Source organism: uncultured Tenacibaculum sp., from assembly GCF_947498805.1.
GTDB lineage: Bacteria > Bacteroidota > Bacteroidia > Flavobacteriales > Flavobacteriaceae > Polaribacter.
In genome coordinates this window covers 495065-513707 of sequence record NZ_CANMLT010000003.1, presented here as the reverse complement: position 1 = coordinate 513707, position 18643 = coordinate 495065, and the positions used below count along the sequence as shown (strand labels likewise).

Genomic DNA, 18643 nt, shown 5'->3' with positions numbered 1-18643 from the left:
CAAAAAACATATGTCAAAATCTATAAATAAAGAACGTACAAGAGCCCAAGAATCAACCAATGCCATAGAACGTTTATATATTTCAATGCGACACTTATTTAGTCGTGGTTTTTATAAGCCTATGGGGGTTTCGGGTGAAACTTTACGTAAATCTCTTCTTTCACTTCGTCCTGAAATTTATGGTTCTATTGCTGAAAACAAAACTGAATTAAATGGTTTAGTATATGTTATTGAGCGTTTACCTGAAGGAATTGAAGAATGTCAGTTTATTAATTTAACCGCAGACGAAGGATATAGAAATTCTAAATTCAAAGCAATTATTCCTCCTAAGAGAAGAAGAAATTGTTATAGAATTGATAAGGATCAAATGAATATTGAAATTACCCGAGGTCGTTCGGAGATTTATGATATTCTTACACACCTTACTTTTTTATTTATAGAATCTCACAAAATAAAGGATAGAGTAATTATTGGTAATGGAGAAAAATTTATCAGAGAGTGGAATCACTTAGAAGATATTGTTTTACATAACCGTTCTCTTACCGATGAAGAAAAAGATGTATTGGTTGTACACTTAGGTGGTATTTTAGGTAGAACATATGATGAAGTATATGATGCTTACAATACTTTTTCTTCAGAAGAAAATCCTAATAGATTTTTCCATCTAATTTATTGGTTAGGTAAATTAGCTATTAACGAAGTATTATTTGATCAAAAACGTTCTATTAAGTTTAGCTCTGTGTTAAACGAAGAAATCGGACATCATATTTACGGTGAAATTTGGGCTAACAACATTAAGAAAACCATGGCTGAAAATGGTTTATTAGAAAGGCCAATTCACATTATTAGTGCTAACATGCACAGTGTTTTAAACAGTATTTATGCACCAAATGCTCTTGAAAAAGAAGCAAAAAAGCATCAAAACTTTGAATTATTTGAATTACTAAGTAATTCAAACAGTCAACCTTTACAAAAAGCAGTTAAAAATTATGCTTCTGAAAACGGGTTGATTTATTTAAAAGATACGTCTGGAACCAATATTAATGTTCAAATCATAGACACCCAAAAGATCAACTTAGATATTACTGCTTTTAACAAAGTACATTCAGTAGGAGAAAATCCAGTAATTATTGTAATGGACTATGCCTTTGGTGAGCAAGCTTACGAAACAATGGATGAATTATTAAAACCATATAAAACTGGTGGAAAAGCTGTTCATTTAGATGTAAGATCTGTTTCAATAATGGGTAAAGCAGGTATTTTAGAAGGAGGTAAAGGAGATATTATGATTCCTTCTTCACATATTTTCGAAGGAACTGCAGATAACTATCCGTTTAAAAACGAATTAGCTAAAGAAGATTTAGAAGGATTTGGTGTGGAAGTTTTTGATGGTGCTATGGTTACTGTATTAGGAACTTCATTACAAAATAAAGATTTATTGAAATTCTTCCACGATTCTACTTGGAATGTAATCGGATTAGAAATGGAAGGTGCTCATTATCAAAAAGCAATTCAATCGGCTTCTAGAATTAGAGGAAATGTTTCTGAAGATATAAAAGTTCGTTACGCGTACTATGCATCAGATAACCCATTAGAAACGGGTGCAACACTTGCTTCTGGAGGATTAGGAATGAGCGGAGTTACACCAACCTATGCTATTACACAAAAAATACTAGAACAGATATTTTAATAAAACTATACGTCATTACGAACCAAGTGAAGTAATCTGTTTATCAAGAACTATAAATATATAGATTGCCACGCTCTGCTCGCAATGACATTTTTAATCGCTCAGCGATTATTAAGAATATAAAAAAGACCTCTTTTACGTAAAAGAGGTCTTTTTGTTTAAGTAAGAATTGGTATTATTCTATATTTGCAAGCACAACACAACAACACAACATAATGAACATTCTAATTTTAGGATCTGGCGGTAGAGAACACGCTTTTACTAAAAAACTTTCTGAAAGTAACAAAATCAACTCTTTATTTGTAGCACCAGGGAATGCGGGTACTTCGCAAATTGCTACTAATATTAACATTAGTCCAACTAATTTTACTCAAGTTAAAGAAACGGTTTTACAACATGCAATTGATATGGTTGTAGTTGGACCTGAAGCTCCTTTAGTTGCTGGAGTGCATGATTTCTTCTTAGCTGATGAGGAATTAAAAAATATTCCAGTAATCGGACCTAAAAAAGATGGTGCTGAATTAGAAGGAAGTAAAGATTTTTCTAAGCAGTTTATGGAAAAATACAACATTCCAACTGCACGTTACCAATCATTTACAAAAGACACTTTAGAAGCTGGAAAATCATTCTTAGAAACTCTAGATGCTCCTTATGTTTTAAAAGCAGACGGATTAGCAGCAGGTAAAGGTGTTTTAATCTTAAACTCTTTAGAAGAAGCTAAAGAAGAATTAACAGAAATGCTAAGCAACGAAAAGTTTGGTGAGGCATCTTCTACTGTAGTTATCGAAGAGTTTTTAGACGGAATTGAATTATCAGTTTTTGTATTAACTGACGGAAAAAACTATAAAGTATTACCATCGGCAAAAGACTATAAAAGAATTGGTGAAGGAGATACTGGTTTAAACACTGGTGGTATGGGGGCTATTTCTCCTGTTCCTTTTGCAGATGAAGCTTTCTTAAACAAAGTAGAAGAACGCATTATAAAGCCTACTGTTGACGGTTTACAAAAAGATGGAATAGATTACCGTGGTTTTATTTTTATTGGCTTAATGAACGTAAAAGGAGATCCATTTGTGATTGAATACAATGTTCGTATGGGAGATCCGGAGACTGAAGTAGTTTTACCTCGTATACAGTCTGATTTGGTAGATTTATTTGAAGGAGTAGCTACCCAAACTTTAGATAGTAAATCATATCAAGTAACTCCACAAACAGCAACAACGGTTATGTTAGTTTCTGGTGGATATCCTGAAGCATATGAAAAAGGTAAAGAAATTATTGGGTTTGATACTGTAGAGGATTCTATAGTATTTCATGCTGGTACTACAGAAAAAGAAGGTAATGTAGTAACTAGTGGTGGTAGAGTAATGGCCATAACTTCTTTTGGAGATAGTATTCAAGAAGCACTAAACACTTCTTACAAAAACATAGATAAAATTACTTTTGAAAAAATGAATTACCGAAAAGACATCGGTTTTGATTTAACATAAAAAGTACACAAACAAAAAAAGGAAGCGATTGCTTCCTTTTTTGTCTTTTAATAATACTTGTTGAATTTCATAGCATAATTCATAGCTCTTTATTATACCCTTTCTTTTTCAATCTTTTTATTTATTACTTTTTCACGTTGTAAAATTATATATTATCAACAACACTTAGGTAGTTGTTTCACGTAAAAAAAGTAATCGAATCACCTACTTTTTAATTAAGAAGAAAGTTTACATGAAACTATTTATAAAGCTTTTTCTATTGTAAAGGAAAATTCAGAACCTTTTCCGTAATCACTTTTTAGTAATATAGTTTCGTTATGTGCTTCTATGATATGTTTTACAATAGAAAGCCCTAATCCAGAACCTCCTTGTTCTCTAGATCTACTTTGATCTACTCTATAAAAACGCTCAAATAAACGGTTGTGGTGCTCTGGCTTAATTCCTTCTCCATCATCACTTACTTTAATTACGTATTTATTAGCGTTATAATTTTCAATACTAACGGTTGTTGCTCCTCCTACTTTACCATATTTGATAGAGTTTACAACCAAATTAATAAGCACTTGCTCTATACGCTCTACATCTCCCTTTACATGATGTGGAAATTCATATACCTTATCAAACTTCAGGGTGATGTTACGCTTCTTTGCTTTCATTTCAAACAGATCAAAAACGTTCTGTATCAATTCTAAAACATTAAAGCTTTCTATATTCATTTTCATTCCTTCCATTTCTAATTTGGCAATCATATCCAAATCTTTTACAATAGAAGTTAATCGTTCCACTCCTTTATTAGCTCTTTCTAAATATTTCGTTCTAATTACCTCATCATCTGCCGCTCCTTCAATAAGCGTTAAAATATACCCTTGTACTGTGAACAATGGTGTTTTCAATTCATGCGCTACATTTCCTAAAAAGTCTCTTCTAAAAGAATCTCTCTGCGTTAAATTGGCAATTTCTTCGCTTTTTTCTTCTACATATTCCTGTACACTTTTGGTTAACGCTTCAACATCAGTTGTAACCTTCTTTCTTTCCAAATCATCTACATCTAAAATAGGTATATCTTCATACAACTTTTTAACTCGCAAATAAATAAAATGTTCAGCTCTGTATTGGATTACAAAAAATGACACGATAAACATTACAATTGCAAAAAAAATCAGAGACCCAATTCCTAGTGAATTGATTAAAAGTAAATACGACAAAACTGCTATTGCTACAGACAATAAAGTAGAATATAACGCTGACCAAAGCGCATAACTATATGTTTTTTTTATTTTTCTCATCTTGTATATATATAAAACAAAAGTAGATTGCTTTTAGGCAATCTACATAATTTTATTAAGTTTAGTGGTTATTTATCTGAACCCTCAAGTACAAATTTATACCCAACTCCTTTTACTGTCTTAAAAAACTCATCTCCTATTTTTTCACGAAGCTTTCTAATATGTACATCAATTGTTCTTCCTCCTACAACTACTTCATTACCCCATACTGTATCTAAAATAACTTCTCTTTTAAATACTTTTCCTGGTTTTGATGTTAATAACGAGAATAACTCAAATTCTTTTCTAGGTAAAGAAATTCTCTTATCTCCTTTAAATACTACATACTCATCTCTATTGATAACAATATCACCTATCTTAGTAGTACTATCTGTTTTTTCCTCTGTCTTTAATCTACGTAATAATGATTTGATTTTACTTACCAATACCTTTGGTTTGATTGGTTTTGTAATATAATCATCAGCACCAGCATCAAAACCTGCTACTTGAGAGTAATCTTCTCCTCTAGCCGTTAAAAACGATATAATTACATCTTCTAACGGTTTTATATTTCTAATTTTTTCACAAGCTTCAATTCCATCCATTTCTGGCATCATAATGTCTAATAAGATTAAATGCGGAGTAACCTTTTTAGCCATTTTAACACCTTCTGCTCCATTGTTTGCTGTAAAAACCTGGTATCCTTCTGCTTTTAAGTTGTATTCAACTATTTCTAAGATATCTGGTTCATCATCTACTAGTAAAATTTTAATATCGCTAGTATCCATAGTATTTTTTAATATTATCTGTTGCTCAAAAATAACGATAAAATAATAAATCTGACCCCTACTATTCTAACTTAACGTTGATTTAATGTTGTAGAAACATTGTTGCCTTTTTCTTACCCTCCTGTACGCAAATAATCACTTTCTCACTATAGTTTTCCTCTTTTTTGTATATTTAATCATATAAAAATTGCTATCATCACTATGTTGAAAACCATTAATATTCAGAATGTTTTATTCTTAGACATTGAAACGGTGCCTCAATATGAGCATTGGAAAGAGATGCCCACCCAAGCGCAAGAACTATTTGAACACAAAACCCAATATCAAAGAAAAGATGAATTTTCGGCTGAAGAGTTTTATCACAAAGCAGGTATTTGGGCAGAGTTTGGAAAGATTATATGTATTTCTGTAGGTTACTTTGTTGAAAGAGATACACAATTAGAGTTTCGGGTAACCTCTTTTTATGCTGATAACGAAGTTCAAGTTTTAAAAGATTTTAAATCATTGCTCGACACACATTTTAATAAAAGAAAACATCTTTTATGTGCTCACAATGGTAAAGAATTTGATTTTCCATTTATTGCCAGAAGAATGATTGTTCATCAAATTGAATTACCTGAAAAACTAAACTTGTTTGGTAAAAAACCTTGGGAGGTTCCACATTTGGATACCATGGAATTGTGGAAGTTTGGAGATTATAAACATTATACTTCTTTAAAACTACTCACCTACATTTTAAACATTCCTTCTCCTAAACAAGATATTGATGGTAGTGAAGTAGCCAAGGTATACTATGAAGAGCAAAATCTTCCTCGTATTGTTGAATATTGCGAACGCGATACTGTTGCTATTGCACAACTCTTACTTCGTTTTTTAAACAAACCTTTAATTACAGAAAAACAAATAGTAAGTGTATAAGCCTACTTTTGTTTTGTTGGCTATAATTAATACATTTGACTCAGAAATTTGCGAAAGAAATAATTCCTTATTCCTTTTTATTTTTTAACCAGTTAATGATATTTTTTCTATACGAGGATCCGTAAAGAAATACTAGGTGCTAAAATTAATTTAGCACTCAATTAAGAATTAAATAAACAACATAAAATGTGCGTTTATACTACTCAAAATAGGAGTATAACAACACTTTTTATACGCATATAACATAGTTAGCAAAAAATTATGAAAAAAATAGAATATCCATTGATTAGAATTAATTCCAATACTTGGATTGACTCTGAGGAGCTTTTTCCTTTATTTGATGGATATATATACTCTTCCGATAAACAAATTTTCAAAACCTACTTTTTCAATAAGGAATTTATAGACTCTAAAGGAAAAATATTCAAAGTTGTAGGTAGCGAACCTCCTCAAAGTATTTTTAGAAAATGGTTCAAATTTTTACCAGGTGTTTATCGAGAAAAATTGATTTTTAAAAAAATTTCCAAGAAAATAGAATTAAACCATTTTAAAGAGGATGTAATAAGAGGAATTAAAAGGTTTGATTCTGATGCTACGAAAGAAATTAGCTTAGAATGGATAGCTGAAATTAGAGATGCTAAGAATTTCGGGGAGATAATCAATGGGAAAAATAAATAAAAACCTTTACTAACAAAGTGTAAAAATGCATTAAAACGCAGCTTAGCCAAAACGTTATACCTAATTAGGAAAAATTAAGATTGAAATGAGTAAAGAATTAGAACTATTGCAATGGGAGATATTAAAAAATTGTGATGAATTACGTAAAATAGATAGCAATAAAATAAATATTATTTCTGATTTTAGTTTTGAAGACCATATTGAGTTAAAAGACAAAGATAGAGGTTGTAGAATATACCCATACCATTTTAGTAGCGAAATTCCTAAATATGAATTCGAATGGGATGATTGTCCTCTTTTTAAAATATCAAGTAATGATATTAAAAGGCAAGTTGAAATAATAAAAAGTTGGGTCTTAAATAAAACTTTACCATCAAAAATACAAACTCAATTTCCTGAGATAAGACTCAATAAACTTGCTGAATACTATCAGAAAGGAGAAGGTATTAAAGGTGAGTTTATAGAAAGTTGGGATATACTCGAAAATAGTCGTATTCAAGGTCTTTCAATTGAATATTATGAAGAGGCTAAAGATGAATTAAAGTTAGTTCAAGAAATGAGAAAATTTAACCTTGATGAATCATTACGAATAGGTTCGCAATTGTCTGTTTTAATTTTATCAAGAGCTAAAAGACAAGGTATTGATGAAGATAAACCACAAATAAGAATAGTTTTCTTAGGTGATAATAAAATGAGAATATATCCTAATTTAAATAATAACAGAAAAAGTATTGAGTCTGAAGTAAAATATAAAGGATATCTTGAGGAAATGATAAAAGAATTATTAAAAGAAGAGATAAAATAGGTATAACAAAATGTATAATTAATTGCTAGTTTTTATCCATTTAGAAAATACTGCTAAATCTAAAAACAAATAAATTTTAATTACATTCGGTAAAAAATCGCAACAAATCATACACAAAACATTGTAAAGCATTAATAAAAACATATGAAAAAACACTATTATATAACATCAATTATTTTGTTGCAATTATTGTTTGCTTGTAAAAATTACTGCACACCAGAAATTACAGGATTAAACTTAACCAATTCCATTTTTCTTACTGCAATTGACTCCTTAAAAGATGTTGATGTTAACAGTTATAGAATTAAACTTCGTTTAAATATAAATGAAATTAATAAAAGACAAGATAAAGATTGCATCAGTAGAAAAAAAGGACTCAAAAGTAATATTCAAGAGTTAAATATTGTTTCAAATGCTAATATTTTTAATACTATAGCTGGAGAAAAAATTGATCTTGACAATTTTAGAATTTATGACTATGTCGGACTTATTTCAGATGATTATGGTGAGAGTATTGATTCTAATTATAAAAGACATAGGTTAAGTGAATGGATTGATATAATAAACAATGACTATAGAGATAAATATGACTCAACCTTTAAATTTTATAATGAATTTTACATAGAGTTCTCTACCAAAAACCAGTCAGCAAATAATGTGAAATTTAAATTAACATTAACATTAATGAATGGTAACGTATTTGAAGCAGAAACAAAGCCTATAAATATCAAATAACGTTTTACAACACCACCTAAACTACATTAAAACGCAGCTTAGCCAAAACGTTACCTTTAATTAAAGGTATACGATATTTAATGATTTTAAAAATCAAAATTGGGTGTTTTTTGGATTTTACTTAATTGGAGGAATATATCTTACTTATACAGTTTTTAAAAGCATAAGTTTAAGTGCAACGCCAATAATTGAGCGAAATAAAATAAAAAATGTGGTATTTAAGCCTGCTAAAAAGTTTTTAACAAGAAGTTATTTCAAAGTGGACTTTGAACAAAATATGTAACTTTAATTCTGGAACAACAGTTATACAAATACGTCGTTACTCCCCTTCCAATTTCATAGATAATTCAAACCAACGCTCTTCTTTTTCTTCTAAGCTTTCTATGATTTGCTGTAGTTCGATAGACTTATCATTAATTTCTTCCATTGGAATTTCTCCATTGGTAAATTGTGCTTCTAATTGTACCTTCTTTTTCTGCAGTTTTTCAATATCTATCTCTAAAACTCCAAACTCACGTTTTTCATTATAACTTAACTTTCCTTTTTGAGGTGCTTTTTCTTTCTTTTCTACAACTTTTTTCTCCGTTTTGGGTTCTGATACTTTAGAGTCTTCATAAGCTCTAAAATCAGTGTAATTTCCTGGGAAATTCTCAATCACACCTTCTCCTCTAAACACAAATAAAGAATCAACAATCTTATCCATAAAATAACGGTCGTGAGATACCACCATTAAATTTCCTGGATAGTCTAACAAAAAGCTTTCTAATACATTTAGGGTAACCACGTCCAAATCATTGGTTGGCTCATCTAAAATTAAGAAATTAGGATTCTGAATTAATACAGCGCATAAGTACAATCGCTTTTGTTCTCCTCCACTAAGTTTTTCAACAAAATCGTATTGTTTTTTTCTATCAAATAAAAAACGTTCTAGTAATTGCGCTGCAGATATTTTTCTTCCTTTTGTTAATGGGATAAACTCTCCAAACTCTTTGATAACTTCAATTACTTTCTGACCTTCTTTAATATTGATTCCCTTTTGGGTATAATATCCAAACTTTACAGTATCTCCTACCACCACTTTTCCTCCATCAACAGGAATAGTTCCTGTAAGAATATTTAAAAATGACGATTTTCCCGTTCCGTTCTTCCCTATAATTCCAATTCGTTCTCCTTTTTTAAATACATAGTCAAAACCATCAAGTATCTTTTTATCGTCAAAATCCTTTTTCAGTTTATGAAGCTCAACAATCTTGCTTCCTAAACGTTCCATATTGATTTCTAACTGAACTTGATGTTCATGCCTACGTTGTTTTGCTTTTTTCTTGATTTCAAAGAAATCATCAATACGAGATTTAGATTTTGTGGTACGTGCTTTTGGTTGACGACGCATCCATTCCAGTTCTTTTTTAAATAAGCTCTTAGCCTTACCTAAATTGGTTGCCTCTAGTGCTAATCTTTCTTCTTTATTTTGAAGATAGTATGAATAGTTTCCTTTGTACTTATATAGTTTTCCGTTATCTAATTCAATAATTTCATTACATACACGCTCTAAGAAGTATCGATCGTGTGTAACCATAAACAGCGTAATTTTTTCTCTTGTAAAAAACGCTTCTAGCCATTCAATCATTTCCAAATCTAAATGGTTTGTTGGCTCATCTAAAATTAATAAATCGGGTTTGTTAATTAAAATAACAGCCAAATCCAAGCGCTTTTTTTGTCCTCCAGATAAACTAGCTACTTTTTGCGTTAAATCATGCAATTTAAGTTTAGATAGTATTTGCTTGTATTGTGTTTCAAAATCCCAAGCATTATGTTGTTCCATTAATTCAAATGCTTGCTGATACGCTTCCGTATCATCTGGATTATTTAAAGCTTTTTCATACTGTTGTATAATGGGTAGAATCTTATTTTCTGTAGAAAAAATTGTTTCTTCAATAGTTAATTCAGGGTTTAACTTATTGTCTTGTGCTAAATAAGCAATATTAATTCCTTTTCTACTTACTACTTGCCCAGTATCAGGAGTATCTTTTCCTGCTATAATGTTTAATATAGATGTTTTTCCACTACCATTTTTTGCTACAAAAGCAATTTTCTGATCTTTATTTATTCCAAAAGAAATATCATCAAATAAGACTCTTTCTCCATAGGATTTAGCAATGTTTTCTACTGATAGGTAATTCATCTAAAATTCTTTTTTGCAAAGAAACAAAAAACCCGAGCAAATGCTCGGGTTATAACTGATTAATATAATGATGAAGGGTTTTATTATTTTTTAATCAGCTTAGTAGTTAATAATTTTTGTCCGTCATTAACTTCTAAAATGTATGCTCCTGTATTTAAATCAGAAACATTGATATTATTTCCATTTAAACGTCCAGCTTTTACTACACGTCCAATAATGTTTACAATTCTATAGCTCATTTCAGACTTTGAAGCTAACTTCACCTGTACATTATCTGATGCAGGGTTAGGGAAAGCTACTAAATCTAAAGCAGGCTCGTTTCTTAATGGATCACCAGCGCTAGTAACTCCAAACGTTGTAAAGCTTGATGCAGAAGCAGTAATATTTACTGTATAATCTTCTACCTCACCATCTGCAAAAGTTTCACAAGCTGTTTGAGCTGAGTTATACTTCATAGATACACGCATTCTTGTGTTTCCTAAAGTAGCTCCTGCTGGTACAGCAACTGTTGCAGTTAAGTTATTTGCACTTGAAGAAGAACCAGTAACTACTTTTTCTGATGCATCAAAAGTTCCGTTTTGGTTAAAGTCAATCCAAACTGCCCAATGCTCAGTATATGCAGTACTTCTAAATCCAGCACTTACGATCATTTGGTTTGAACTTCCTTGAGCTAAAGTTGCAACTTTAGAAGTAAAGTCACCGTAACCTCCGTTAGCTCCAGTTGCATTAGTCATACCACCTAACTCAACGTTATCAATCCACTCATAAGTAACTCTGTTTCCTTTAGAAGCACAATAGCTTACTGAATTTGATAAAGTGGTTACGTTTACAGTATTACTAGAAGCAGATTCATTTCCTGCAGCATCTTTTGCTTTTACAGAGAATGTATATGCAGTAGCAGCTGTTAATCCAGTTACATTTGTTGTTGTTCCTGTAACAGTTCCTATTTTAGTTGATCCTCTATATACATCATATCCAGTTACTCCTACGTTATCTGTTGAAGCAGTCCAGTTTAATGTTAATGTTGTTTGTGCAACATTAGATGCAGCTAAACTACTTGGCGCTGTTGGCGCTTGTGTATCAGCTGATCCAGCTTGTACATTTACTGTATAATCTTCTACCTCTCCGTCGAAGTTAGTTCCACAAGAAGTAGGGTTAGAGTTATATCTTGCAGATACTCTCATTCTAGTTGCTCCTGTTGCAGCACCAGCTGGTACAGCTACAGCAACTGTAGGTAAAGCTCCGTTAGATACATTACTAATATTTCCTAAGTCATAAGTTTCTCCGCTATCTGCAAAGTCTCCATCTTTGTTCCAGTCAATCCATGCAATAGCATCAACTCTATAGTTTCCGTCAGTATTTACTGATACTGTAAGGTTTACTGAAGATGATTTAGATACTGTAGTACTAATACTAGTAAAGTCTTCGTATCCTTTATCTTTTGCAGGTCCATCTGCATTATTTATAGATCCAAATTGAACTCTGGTAATTCCTGTAGCATATGAAGTATTACCACTTGAGTTACAATAAGTAATTGTTACTGCTGGTGTAGTAAAGTTTACTGAAGCACTATAGTTAGAGTTTCCTGAAGAACACTTGCTACGTACTTGCACTTCGTACTGAGTAGAAGCTGATAATCCACTTAATGAAGTAGACGTTCCTGAAACTGCAGCTGTAGTCCAAGAAGAAGTACCAACCTGACGGTGACGTACATCATATGTTGCTCCTGGAACTGCTGTCCATGAAACTGATGCTCCTGAAGAAGTTACAGAAGATGTTGAAACTCCTGTTGGAATAGTTGCATTACATACTACTGGAGTTCCAGTAATACCAGTTACTATTAATGAATAGTTTTGGCTTCCACCTGTTAAAGAACCTTTATGAGTTACTGTAATAGTATACGTACCTGAAGCACCTGTAACATCCACTCTTTCGAAAGGATCTACATTGTTATCTTGCTTAGCACTTGTAGTTGGTCCTGTTAACTTATATGGTAAATATGTAGTTCCTCCTTTAGAAACACGAATATCTAAATCGTTTACTAAAACTGGAGTAGTAGAGTTTACTGTAGTATTAGCAGTACCTGGTCTATCTGTCCAAGAAATAGAAGCTAATAAAGGATTCGTTCCATCAGAATCAACAGTAATAGTATATGTTTGACCTGAAGTTAACGTTAACTCTTCCATTTTTGCTTGATTACCCTTCTTAGTAATCGTTTCAGCAGCTCTTTTAGCGTTTAATAATCCCCATCCAAAAACAGCATCTGGTCCAGAAGCACCTGCGTCATCAGCAGTGTGTAATGCTAAACCTTTTAACGTTGCTGCTTTCATGAAGCTACCACTGTTTAAGTTTTTATGGTGCTCTTGTAATAATAATAAAGAACCTGTAACGTTTGGCGACGCCATAGACGTTCCTGTAATAGAGTTATAAGCAGTATTACTGTTGTGGTATGTAGAATATACTCCTGTACCATTACCAGTAATATCTGGCTTAATTCTAAAATCATCCGTTGGTCCTTCACTACTTGAGCTATTGATTGAAACCGAAACTAAGTTTCCGCTTGCATCAATGTTTGCATCTTGAGCATTTGCAACTACTAAGTTGTTTTTAGAAGTAGAGTGCCCTGTTAATTTATCCCATCCAGAACCTCCAGTTGGGTTGTTATTTGCTGTGTTATCATTACCATCGTTACCTGCAGCAACTACCATTAAGTAGTTTGGTGCATTAAACATAATTTGATCCCAATCACGAGATGTAGTAATATATCCACCAAAGTAGTGTTGTGGTAATTGCACCTGTCCTGTATTAGGATTTCTAGCCGCAAAACCATAAGAGTGATTAGACACTAACATTCCACTAGAAGCTGCATTTGTTGCTTCTGAAGTATCACTGTTCCAGTCACTACCTCTTACTTTTGAATGTGGTGCCATTCCTTTTGCATTTGCTTGAACACCAGAAGCCATAATGGTTCCTGTTACGTGTGCCGCGTGGAAGTTTAAAGATGAACTACCATCGAATACAGAGAAACGGTTGTTACCTCCTGCTCCATCATACTCTTGGTGAGAAGCTCTTGCGATACCTCCATCCCATACGTAAGCAGTCATTCCTTGTCCCATTAAGTTCAATCCTAATGATCCTCCAGAGTTTAAGTGGTCTGTTCTTGTAGATTTAGCTGCATCTACGTTGTAAGTAGTATAATAAATTGGCTTACCATCTACTACTCTTTGAAGTTCCATCATGCGTCCATCCTTGGTGGTAAACGTAGTTTTCCATCCTCGTTGTTGCGCAATTTGAAGTGCTTGTTGTTTTTCTTTTGAAGCCTTTCTTGCGAAATCTTGCTTCATCGATTGAAGTTTTGTCAAATTGTACTTACTACGAATTTGATCTACCTCTTGTTTGTTTTGGGCTTGAGCCTGGAAACTTAATCCTACGACAGCTCCTGCCAAAACAAGACTTTTGAAGTACTTGTTTTTCATTTTTGAAGGGTTTATTTAGTTAATTGATCATTAATAACAAATAAGTTTTTTTAATATAATTCTTAAAAAAATCTTATTTTTTTGTTAAAAACGAACCAAATATATAAATTTTTTGCAAAGTTAAAAACAATAAAAACAAGTTAATGCTTAGTATTTCAAAGAGATATATAAAAAACCCCAGTGTTTTACTGGGGTTTTTGCAATGTTAATTTTTTGAAATTATTTTTTCATCAGCTTTGAAGTCAATGTTTTTTGACCATCATTCACCTGTAAAATATAAATTCCTGTATGTAGATCAGAAACATCAATTGTTGATGAATCTAATTTTCCTTGCTTAATTGTAGCTCCTAAACTATTAATCATAGTATATGATAAGTTTTCAGCTTTTGAACTTAACTTAACTGTTACAAAATCGCTTGCTGGGTTCGGGAATGTTGTTAAACCTAAGTTTCTTTCAGTTCCTAAAACTTCAGTAGCTCCACTTGAAGTACCTGATGCATTAAAAATTGAACTTGCAGAAGCAACAATGTTTACTGTATAATCTTCAACTTCTCCATCTGCAAAAGTTTCACAAGCTGTTTGAGCTGAGTTATACTTCATAGATACACGCATTCTTGTGTTTCCTAAAACAGCATCTGCAGGTACTGCAACCGTAGATGTTAAATTATTTGCACTTGAAGATGAACCTGTAACTACTTTTTCTGAAGCATCAAAAGTTCCGTTTTTATTAAAGTCAATCCAAACTGCCCAATGCTCTGTATAGGCTGTACTTCTAAATCCGGCACTTATAACCATTTGATTTGAACTTCCTTGAGCTAAAGTTGCTACTTTCGATGTAAAATCTTCGTAACCTCCATTGTCTCCTGTTGCATTGGTCATTCCACCTAATTCAACATTATCAATCCATTCATAAGAAGAACGGTTTCCTTTTGAATCACAATAAGTAAGTGTAGTATTTGCTTGTGTAGTAACATTTACAGTACTTGAAGCAGATTCATTGCCAGCAGCATCTTTTGCTTTTACTGAGAATGTATACGCTGTACCAGCTGTTAAACCTGTAACATTGTATGTTGTAGCTGTTACTGTAGCTAATTTAGTTGCTCCTTGGAATACATCATATCCTGTTACTGCTACATTATCTGTAGAAGCTGCCCAGTTTAATGTTAACGAAGTTTGTGCAACGTTAACTGCTGCAAAACTACCTGGTGCTGTTGGTGCTTGTGTATCTGCTCCTTCATTCACAACTGTTACTGCTAAATCATCAACGGCAATATCACTAGACCATCCACCTCCAGTTGTTCCAACAAGTCTTAACTTAACATTAGCTCCTAAATAAGCGCTTAAGTTTACTGAAACTGAATTCCATTGGTTTCCTTTATTTCCTGAGTCAGACCATACATCTGTCCAAGTAGCACCATCTGAAGATGCTTGTACTTTTAAAGACCCTACATTATTACCATACATATGGTTTTTAAATGTAAATGATGCTGATGATTTTCCTGCTAAATCGAAACATGCACTTTCTAAAATAGCAGTAGCATTAGAACCAATTTGTCCAGGACTACTATTAGAAGAAGCTTCTAAGAACATATAATATGATCCTTGTGTTGCAGAACTTGGTCCAGTTCCAGAAGATGGAGTACTTCCACTCTTTCTTACCCAGTTTCCTGCATCACCAGTTGCTTGTGTCCATCCATCTCCAGATTCAAATCCTTCTGCATATGGGAAAGAAGTAACTGTAGATGTACAAGAAATAGTAATTGCTGTAGTTGTAACATTAACTGCATTACTTGCTGCAGATTCATTTCCAGCAGCATCTTTTGCTTTTACTGTAAATGTATATGCTGTACTTGCCGATAATCCTGTTACATTATAAGATGTAGTTGTAGAAGTTCCAATTTTAGTAGCTCCACGATATACATCATATCCGCTTACCCCTACATTATCTGTAGATGCATTCCAGTTTAAGGTTAACGAAGTAGCTGCAACATTAGAAGCTGCTAAACTACCTGGAGTAGTTGGTGCTTGTGTATCTGCAACAGTATTTGCTGTAAATGTTCCTGTAAACACTCCTCTACCATAGGTAGACGCAATAATTTTGTTTTGAGTATTTGTTCCATTTACATTCCAATAATCAAAAGCAGTTACACTTACATCACTCATTCCATTGTATGCTTGAGACCATGTTGGAGATGCTGCATTGAAATTAGATGTAGACCAAACTCCTAATTGAGTTGCTACAATTGCTTCATTTCTATCTAATGGGTTTTGTAAGAAATCTCTTACTGGGATGTTTGGTAAATTCCCTTCTTTATTTACCCAGTTTGCACCACCATCTGTAGTAGCCCATACACTAGTAACTCCATAATTATGCATTGTTACAAAAATATCGTTTTCTGTAGCTCCAAATCTAACTGATGAAACAGATCCTACAAACGGAGTTGTAACACTAGCAAACGTAGCACTTGAATTACCAACGCTTGAAAGTTTTAATAACTTACCATTCGCTAATCCAACAAACCAACGATTTGCTGTAAACGGAGAAGCTCTAAATGCGGTAGGTTTTGCATCTAATAAACTATTGGTTAATGTTCCTTTACTGTTTCCTGCTACATTAACACTTAAAATAGAGTTTGCAGAAGATGATGAGTTGTTAGCTAATAATCTATTCGCATTACTATCGTATCCCATTTGGTTTACGAAGTCTCCTGCATTTCGATCATTCGATAAAGTAGTTGCTCCTCCTTGTCTTCTTCCTTGACCATTCCAAGGTAAGTTAAAACGGTAAATTACATTGTTAGTATACGTAGCAATCATATATTGACCGTCTTTATCAACAAACGTGTAAAAACCGTCACCATCACTTAATTCAGTAGAACTATTAATTCCTGCTGAAGCATTTCTAAATGCTTGTGTTCCGTTATCCTGTGCTCCTGCACTAAAGATACCATTTGTATCTCCTGCACCATCTGGTCCAATAGCAGCTTTAACAAACTGAGTAACATTGTACCCTTTGTTTCTTACACTAATAGTGCTTCCTGCATTTCCTGAATAGTAGATACCTCCGTCATTACCAAATAACATTCTTGTTGAAGAATTGTTACCAAAAGCAATAGAATGTTGATCGGCATGTACATTGTTAGAAACACCAAATCCACCATACCAGTGAGATAACTGACTCCAAGAAGTACCTCCATTTGTTGACTTAAATAAATCGATACCTCCAACATATACTGTATCATCGTTGCTTGGATCTGCTTCAATTACTAAATCGTAAAAAGCCTGTCCACGACAAAAGTCATTTGCTGCAATATTTGTATCGGCATCATTTGGTAAACTTACAGTTGATACTGTAGAGAATCCGTTTGTTGTTTTAAAGATTCTTACTGGTGCTGCATCTGTTGTTCCTTGTGCTAAAACATATAATTTGTTTGCATTAGAAGCAGAAGGCTCTATCTCTACTCTATTAGATTCTGTTAATGGAGAAGCGGCAGCTTCCGTCCATGTAGAACCATTTGTAGAGCTAAATACTCTTCCTCCACCTTGTCCTAAAGCAGAATTGATAGTACCCATCCAAATCTTATTGTCTGAACCTACTTCTAAATCATTTGGAATATAGTAGTAGTTATTACCATCACGTTCATATCGCATTCCAGCAGTTTCAATTCTATTCCACGTAGTACCACCATTCGTTGAACGATATAATCCGGCAGATTGTAACCCTAACCAGTTTCTAGGTGAAGATGAAGCTCCATACACATGCGCTCCTACTGCTACAAATAATTCTGTAGAAGTACCATTATCCCATGCTAAAACATCATTTACATAATGAATTCCAGATAAGAATACATTTGATGCATTAAAGTTAATGGTTCCTCCTCCTGCAGCTGGAATATTAATAGCCGTCCAAGTAGTACCACCATCTGTTGTTCTATATACTCCATTACCAACAACATCACCTGCTGTATATTGTTCTCCAGTACCTACATACCAAGTATTAGAATTTCTTGGATCAACTGTAATAGATGTTACCGATAAATTTCCTGGTACATTTTGAACTCTTTGCCATTGAGAATTGGCATTCGTAATGTCATTATTTACCCATAAACCACCACTAACACCTCCAGCATATACTTTTCTATTGGTAGCGTCGTTTGGATCAAATAAAATAACTCTTGTTCTTCCCCCTACATTGTTCGGACCTCTTTCTACCCAAGCATTTGTATTTTCTCCAGGGTTTTTTTGCGCTTGTCTCATGTTTACAAGCTCTTGCCTAAGCTTTGTAACATTTCCTTGTTCAAGCTCTCCTGTTGCAGGGTTCATTGTTAACTCTGCCATTTGCTCGAAATACCTATTAGGCGGAAGCCCATTAAGCTTTCTAGTTTTTTTATCCCACTTTAAAGTTTCTTTGTAAGGACTGTTCTTTAAAAATGCTGCATGTGTTTGTCGTTTGCTTTCAATCTCTTTTTGTGCCTCATAAGATTGAAATTCTTTATAGCCGACCGTAGAGGCCACTGCTAAAGACAAACCACCAACTAATAATTTGAAATTATTTTTCATTTTTGAAGGGTTTTGGTTAATAAAATTTTTGAGAAAAAAATCCGAGTTATAAAATA

At 32.9% G+C, this 18643-nt stretch carries 11 protein-coding genes; 6 read left to right on the top strand and 5 right to left on the bottom strand.

What is annotated here, in order from left to right:
- Positions 1 to 10: 10 nt before the first annotated feature.
- The gene (locus tag Q0873_RS08170; protein ID WP_299105886.1) at positions 11 to 1690 is read left to right on the top strand and encodes a hypothetical protein; all 1680 of its coding nucleotides are present in this window, start codon (positions 11 to 13) and stop codon (positions 1688 to 1690) included.
- A 215-nt stretch (positions 1691 to 1905) separates the two neighbouring features.
- On the top strand, positions 1906 to 3180 hold the full coding sequence (gene purD / locus Q0873_RS08165; protein WP_299105883.1) for a phosphoribosylamine--glycine ligase: 1275 nt from the start codon (positions 1906 to 1908) through the stop codon (positions 3178 to 3180).
- A 242-nt stretch (positions 3181 to 3422) separates the two neighbouring features.
- Here the strand turns inward: purD and Q0873_RS08160 are convergent, their stop codons facing one another.
- Both Q0873_RS08160 and Q0873_RS08155 read right to left on the bottom strand, forming a co-directional pair.
- Entirely contained in the window at positions 3423 to 4466 is a 1044-nt protein-coding gene (locus Q0873_RS08160; protein WP_299105880.1) for an ATP-binding protein, read from the bottom strand.
- A 68-nt stretch (positions 4467 to 4534) separates the two neighbouring features.
- Positions 4535 to 5233 (bottom strand): response regulator transcription factor, encoded by a 699-nt coding sequence (locus tag Q0873_RS08155; protein WP_299105877.1) that lies wholly within the window; start codon positions 5231 to 5233, stop codon positions 4535 to 4537.
- Positions 5234 to 5434: 201 nt separating this feature from the next.
- Between Q0873_RS08155 and Q0873_RS08150 the strand changes: the two genes are divergently transcribed.
- The 4 genes from Q0873_RS08150 to Q0873_RS08135 all read left to right on the top strand — a co-directional run bounded on the left by Q0873_RS08150 (position 5435) and on the right by Q0873_RS08135 (position 8369).
- A complete protein-coding gene (locus Q0873_RS08150; RefSeq protein ID WP_299105874.1) occupies positions 5435 to 6151 on the top strand; it encodes a 3'-5' exonuclease in 717 nt (238 codons plus the stop codon).
- 261 nt (positions 6152 to 6412) lie between these two features.
- Positions 6413 to 6829: a hypothetical protein gene (locus Q0873_RS08145; protein ID WP_299105872.1), complete on the top strand. Its 417-nt coding sequence runs from the start codon at positions 6413 to 6415 to the stop codon at positions 6827 to 6829.
- Positions 6830 to 6914: 85 nt separating this feature from the next.
- Positions 6915 to 7634, top strand: a complete 720-nt coding sequence (locus Q0873_RS08140; RefSeq protein ID WP_299105869.1) for a hypothetical protein — start codon at positions 6915 to 6917, stop codon at positions 7632 to 7634.
- Positions 7635 to 7778: 144 nt separating this feature from the next.
- On the top strand, positions 7779 to 8369 hold the full coding sequence (locus Q0873_RS08135; protein ID WP_299105866.1) for a hypothetical protein: 591 nt from the start codon (positions 7779 to 7781) through the stop codon (positions 8367 to 8369).
- Between the two features lie 319 nt (positions 8370 to 8688).
- Here the strand turns inward: Q0873_RS08135 and Q0873_RS08130 are convergent, their stop codons facing one another.
- The 3 genes from Q0873_RS08130 to Q0873_RS08120 all read right to left on the bottom strand — a co-directional run bounded on the left by Q0873_RS08130 (position 8689) and on the right by Q0873_RS08120 (position 18587).
- Positions 8689 to 10551 carry an ABC-F family ATP-binding cassette domain-containing protein gene (locus Q0873_RS08130; RefSeq protein WP_299105863.1) on the bottom strand — a complete coding sequence of 621 codons (1863 nt, stop codon included), beginning with the start codon at positions 10549 to 10551 and terminating at the stop codon, positions 8689 to 8691.
- An 83-nt stretch (positions 10552 to 10634) separates the two neighbouring features.
- Entirely contained in the window at positions 10635 to 14027 is a 3393-nt protein-coding gene (locus tag Q0873_RS08125) for a GEVED domain-containing protein (protein WP_299105860.1), read from the bottom strand.
- 219 nt (positions 14028 to 14246) lie between these two features.
- Complete coding sequence (locus Q0873_RS08120) at positions 14247 to 18587, bottom strand: GEVED domain-containing protein (protein ID WP_299105857.1); 4341 nt, start codon at positions 18585 to 18587, stop codon at positions 14247 to 14249.
- Between the last annotated feature and the right edge of the window lie 56 nt (positions 18588 to 18643).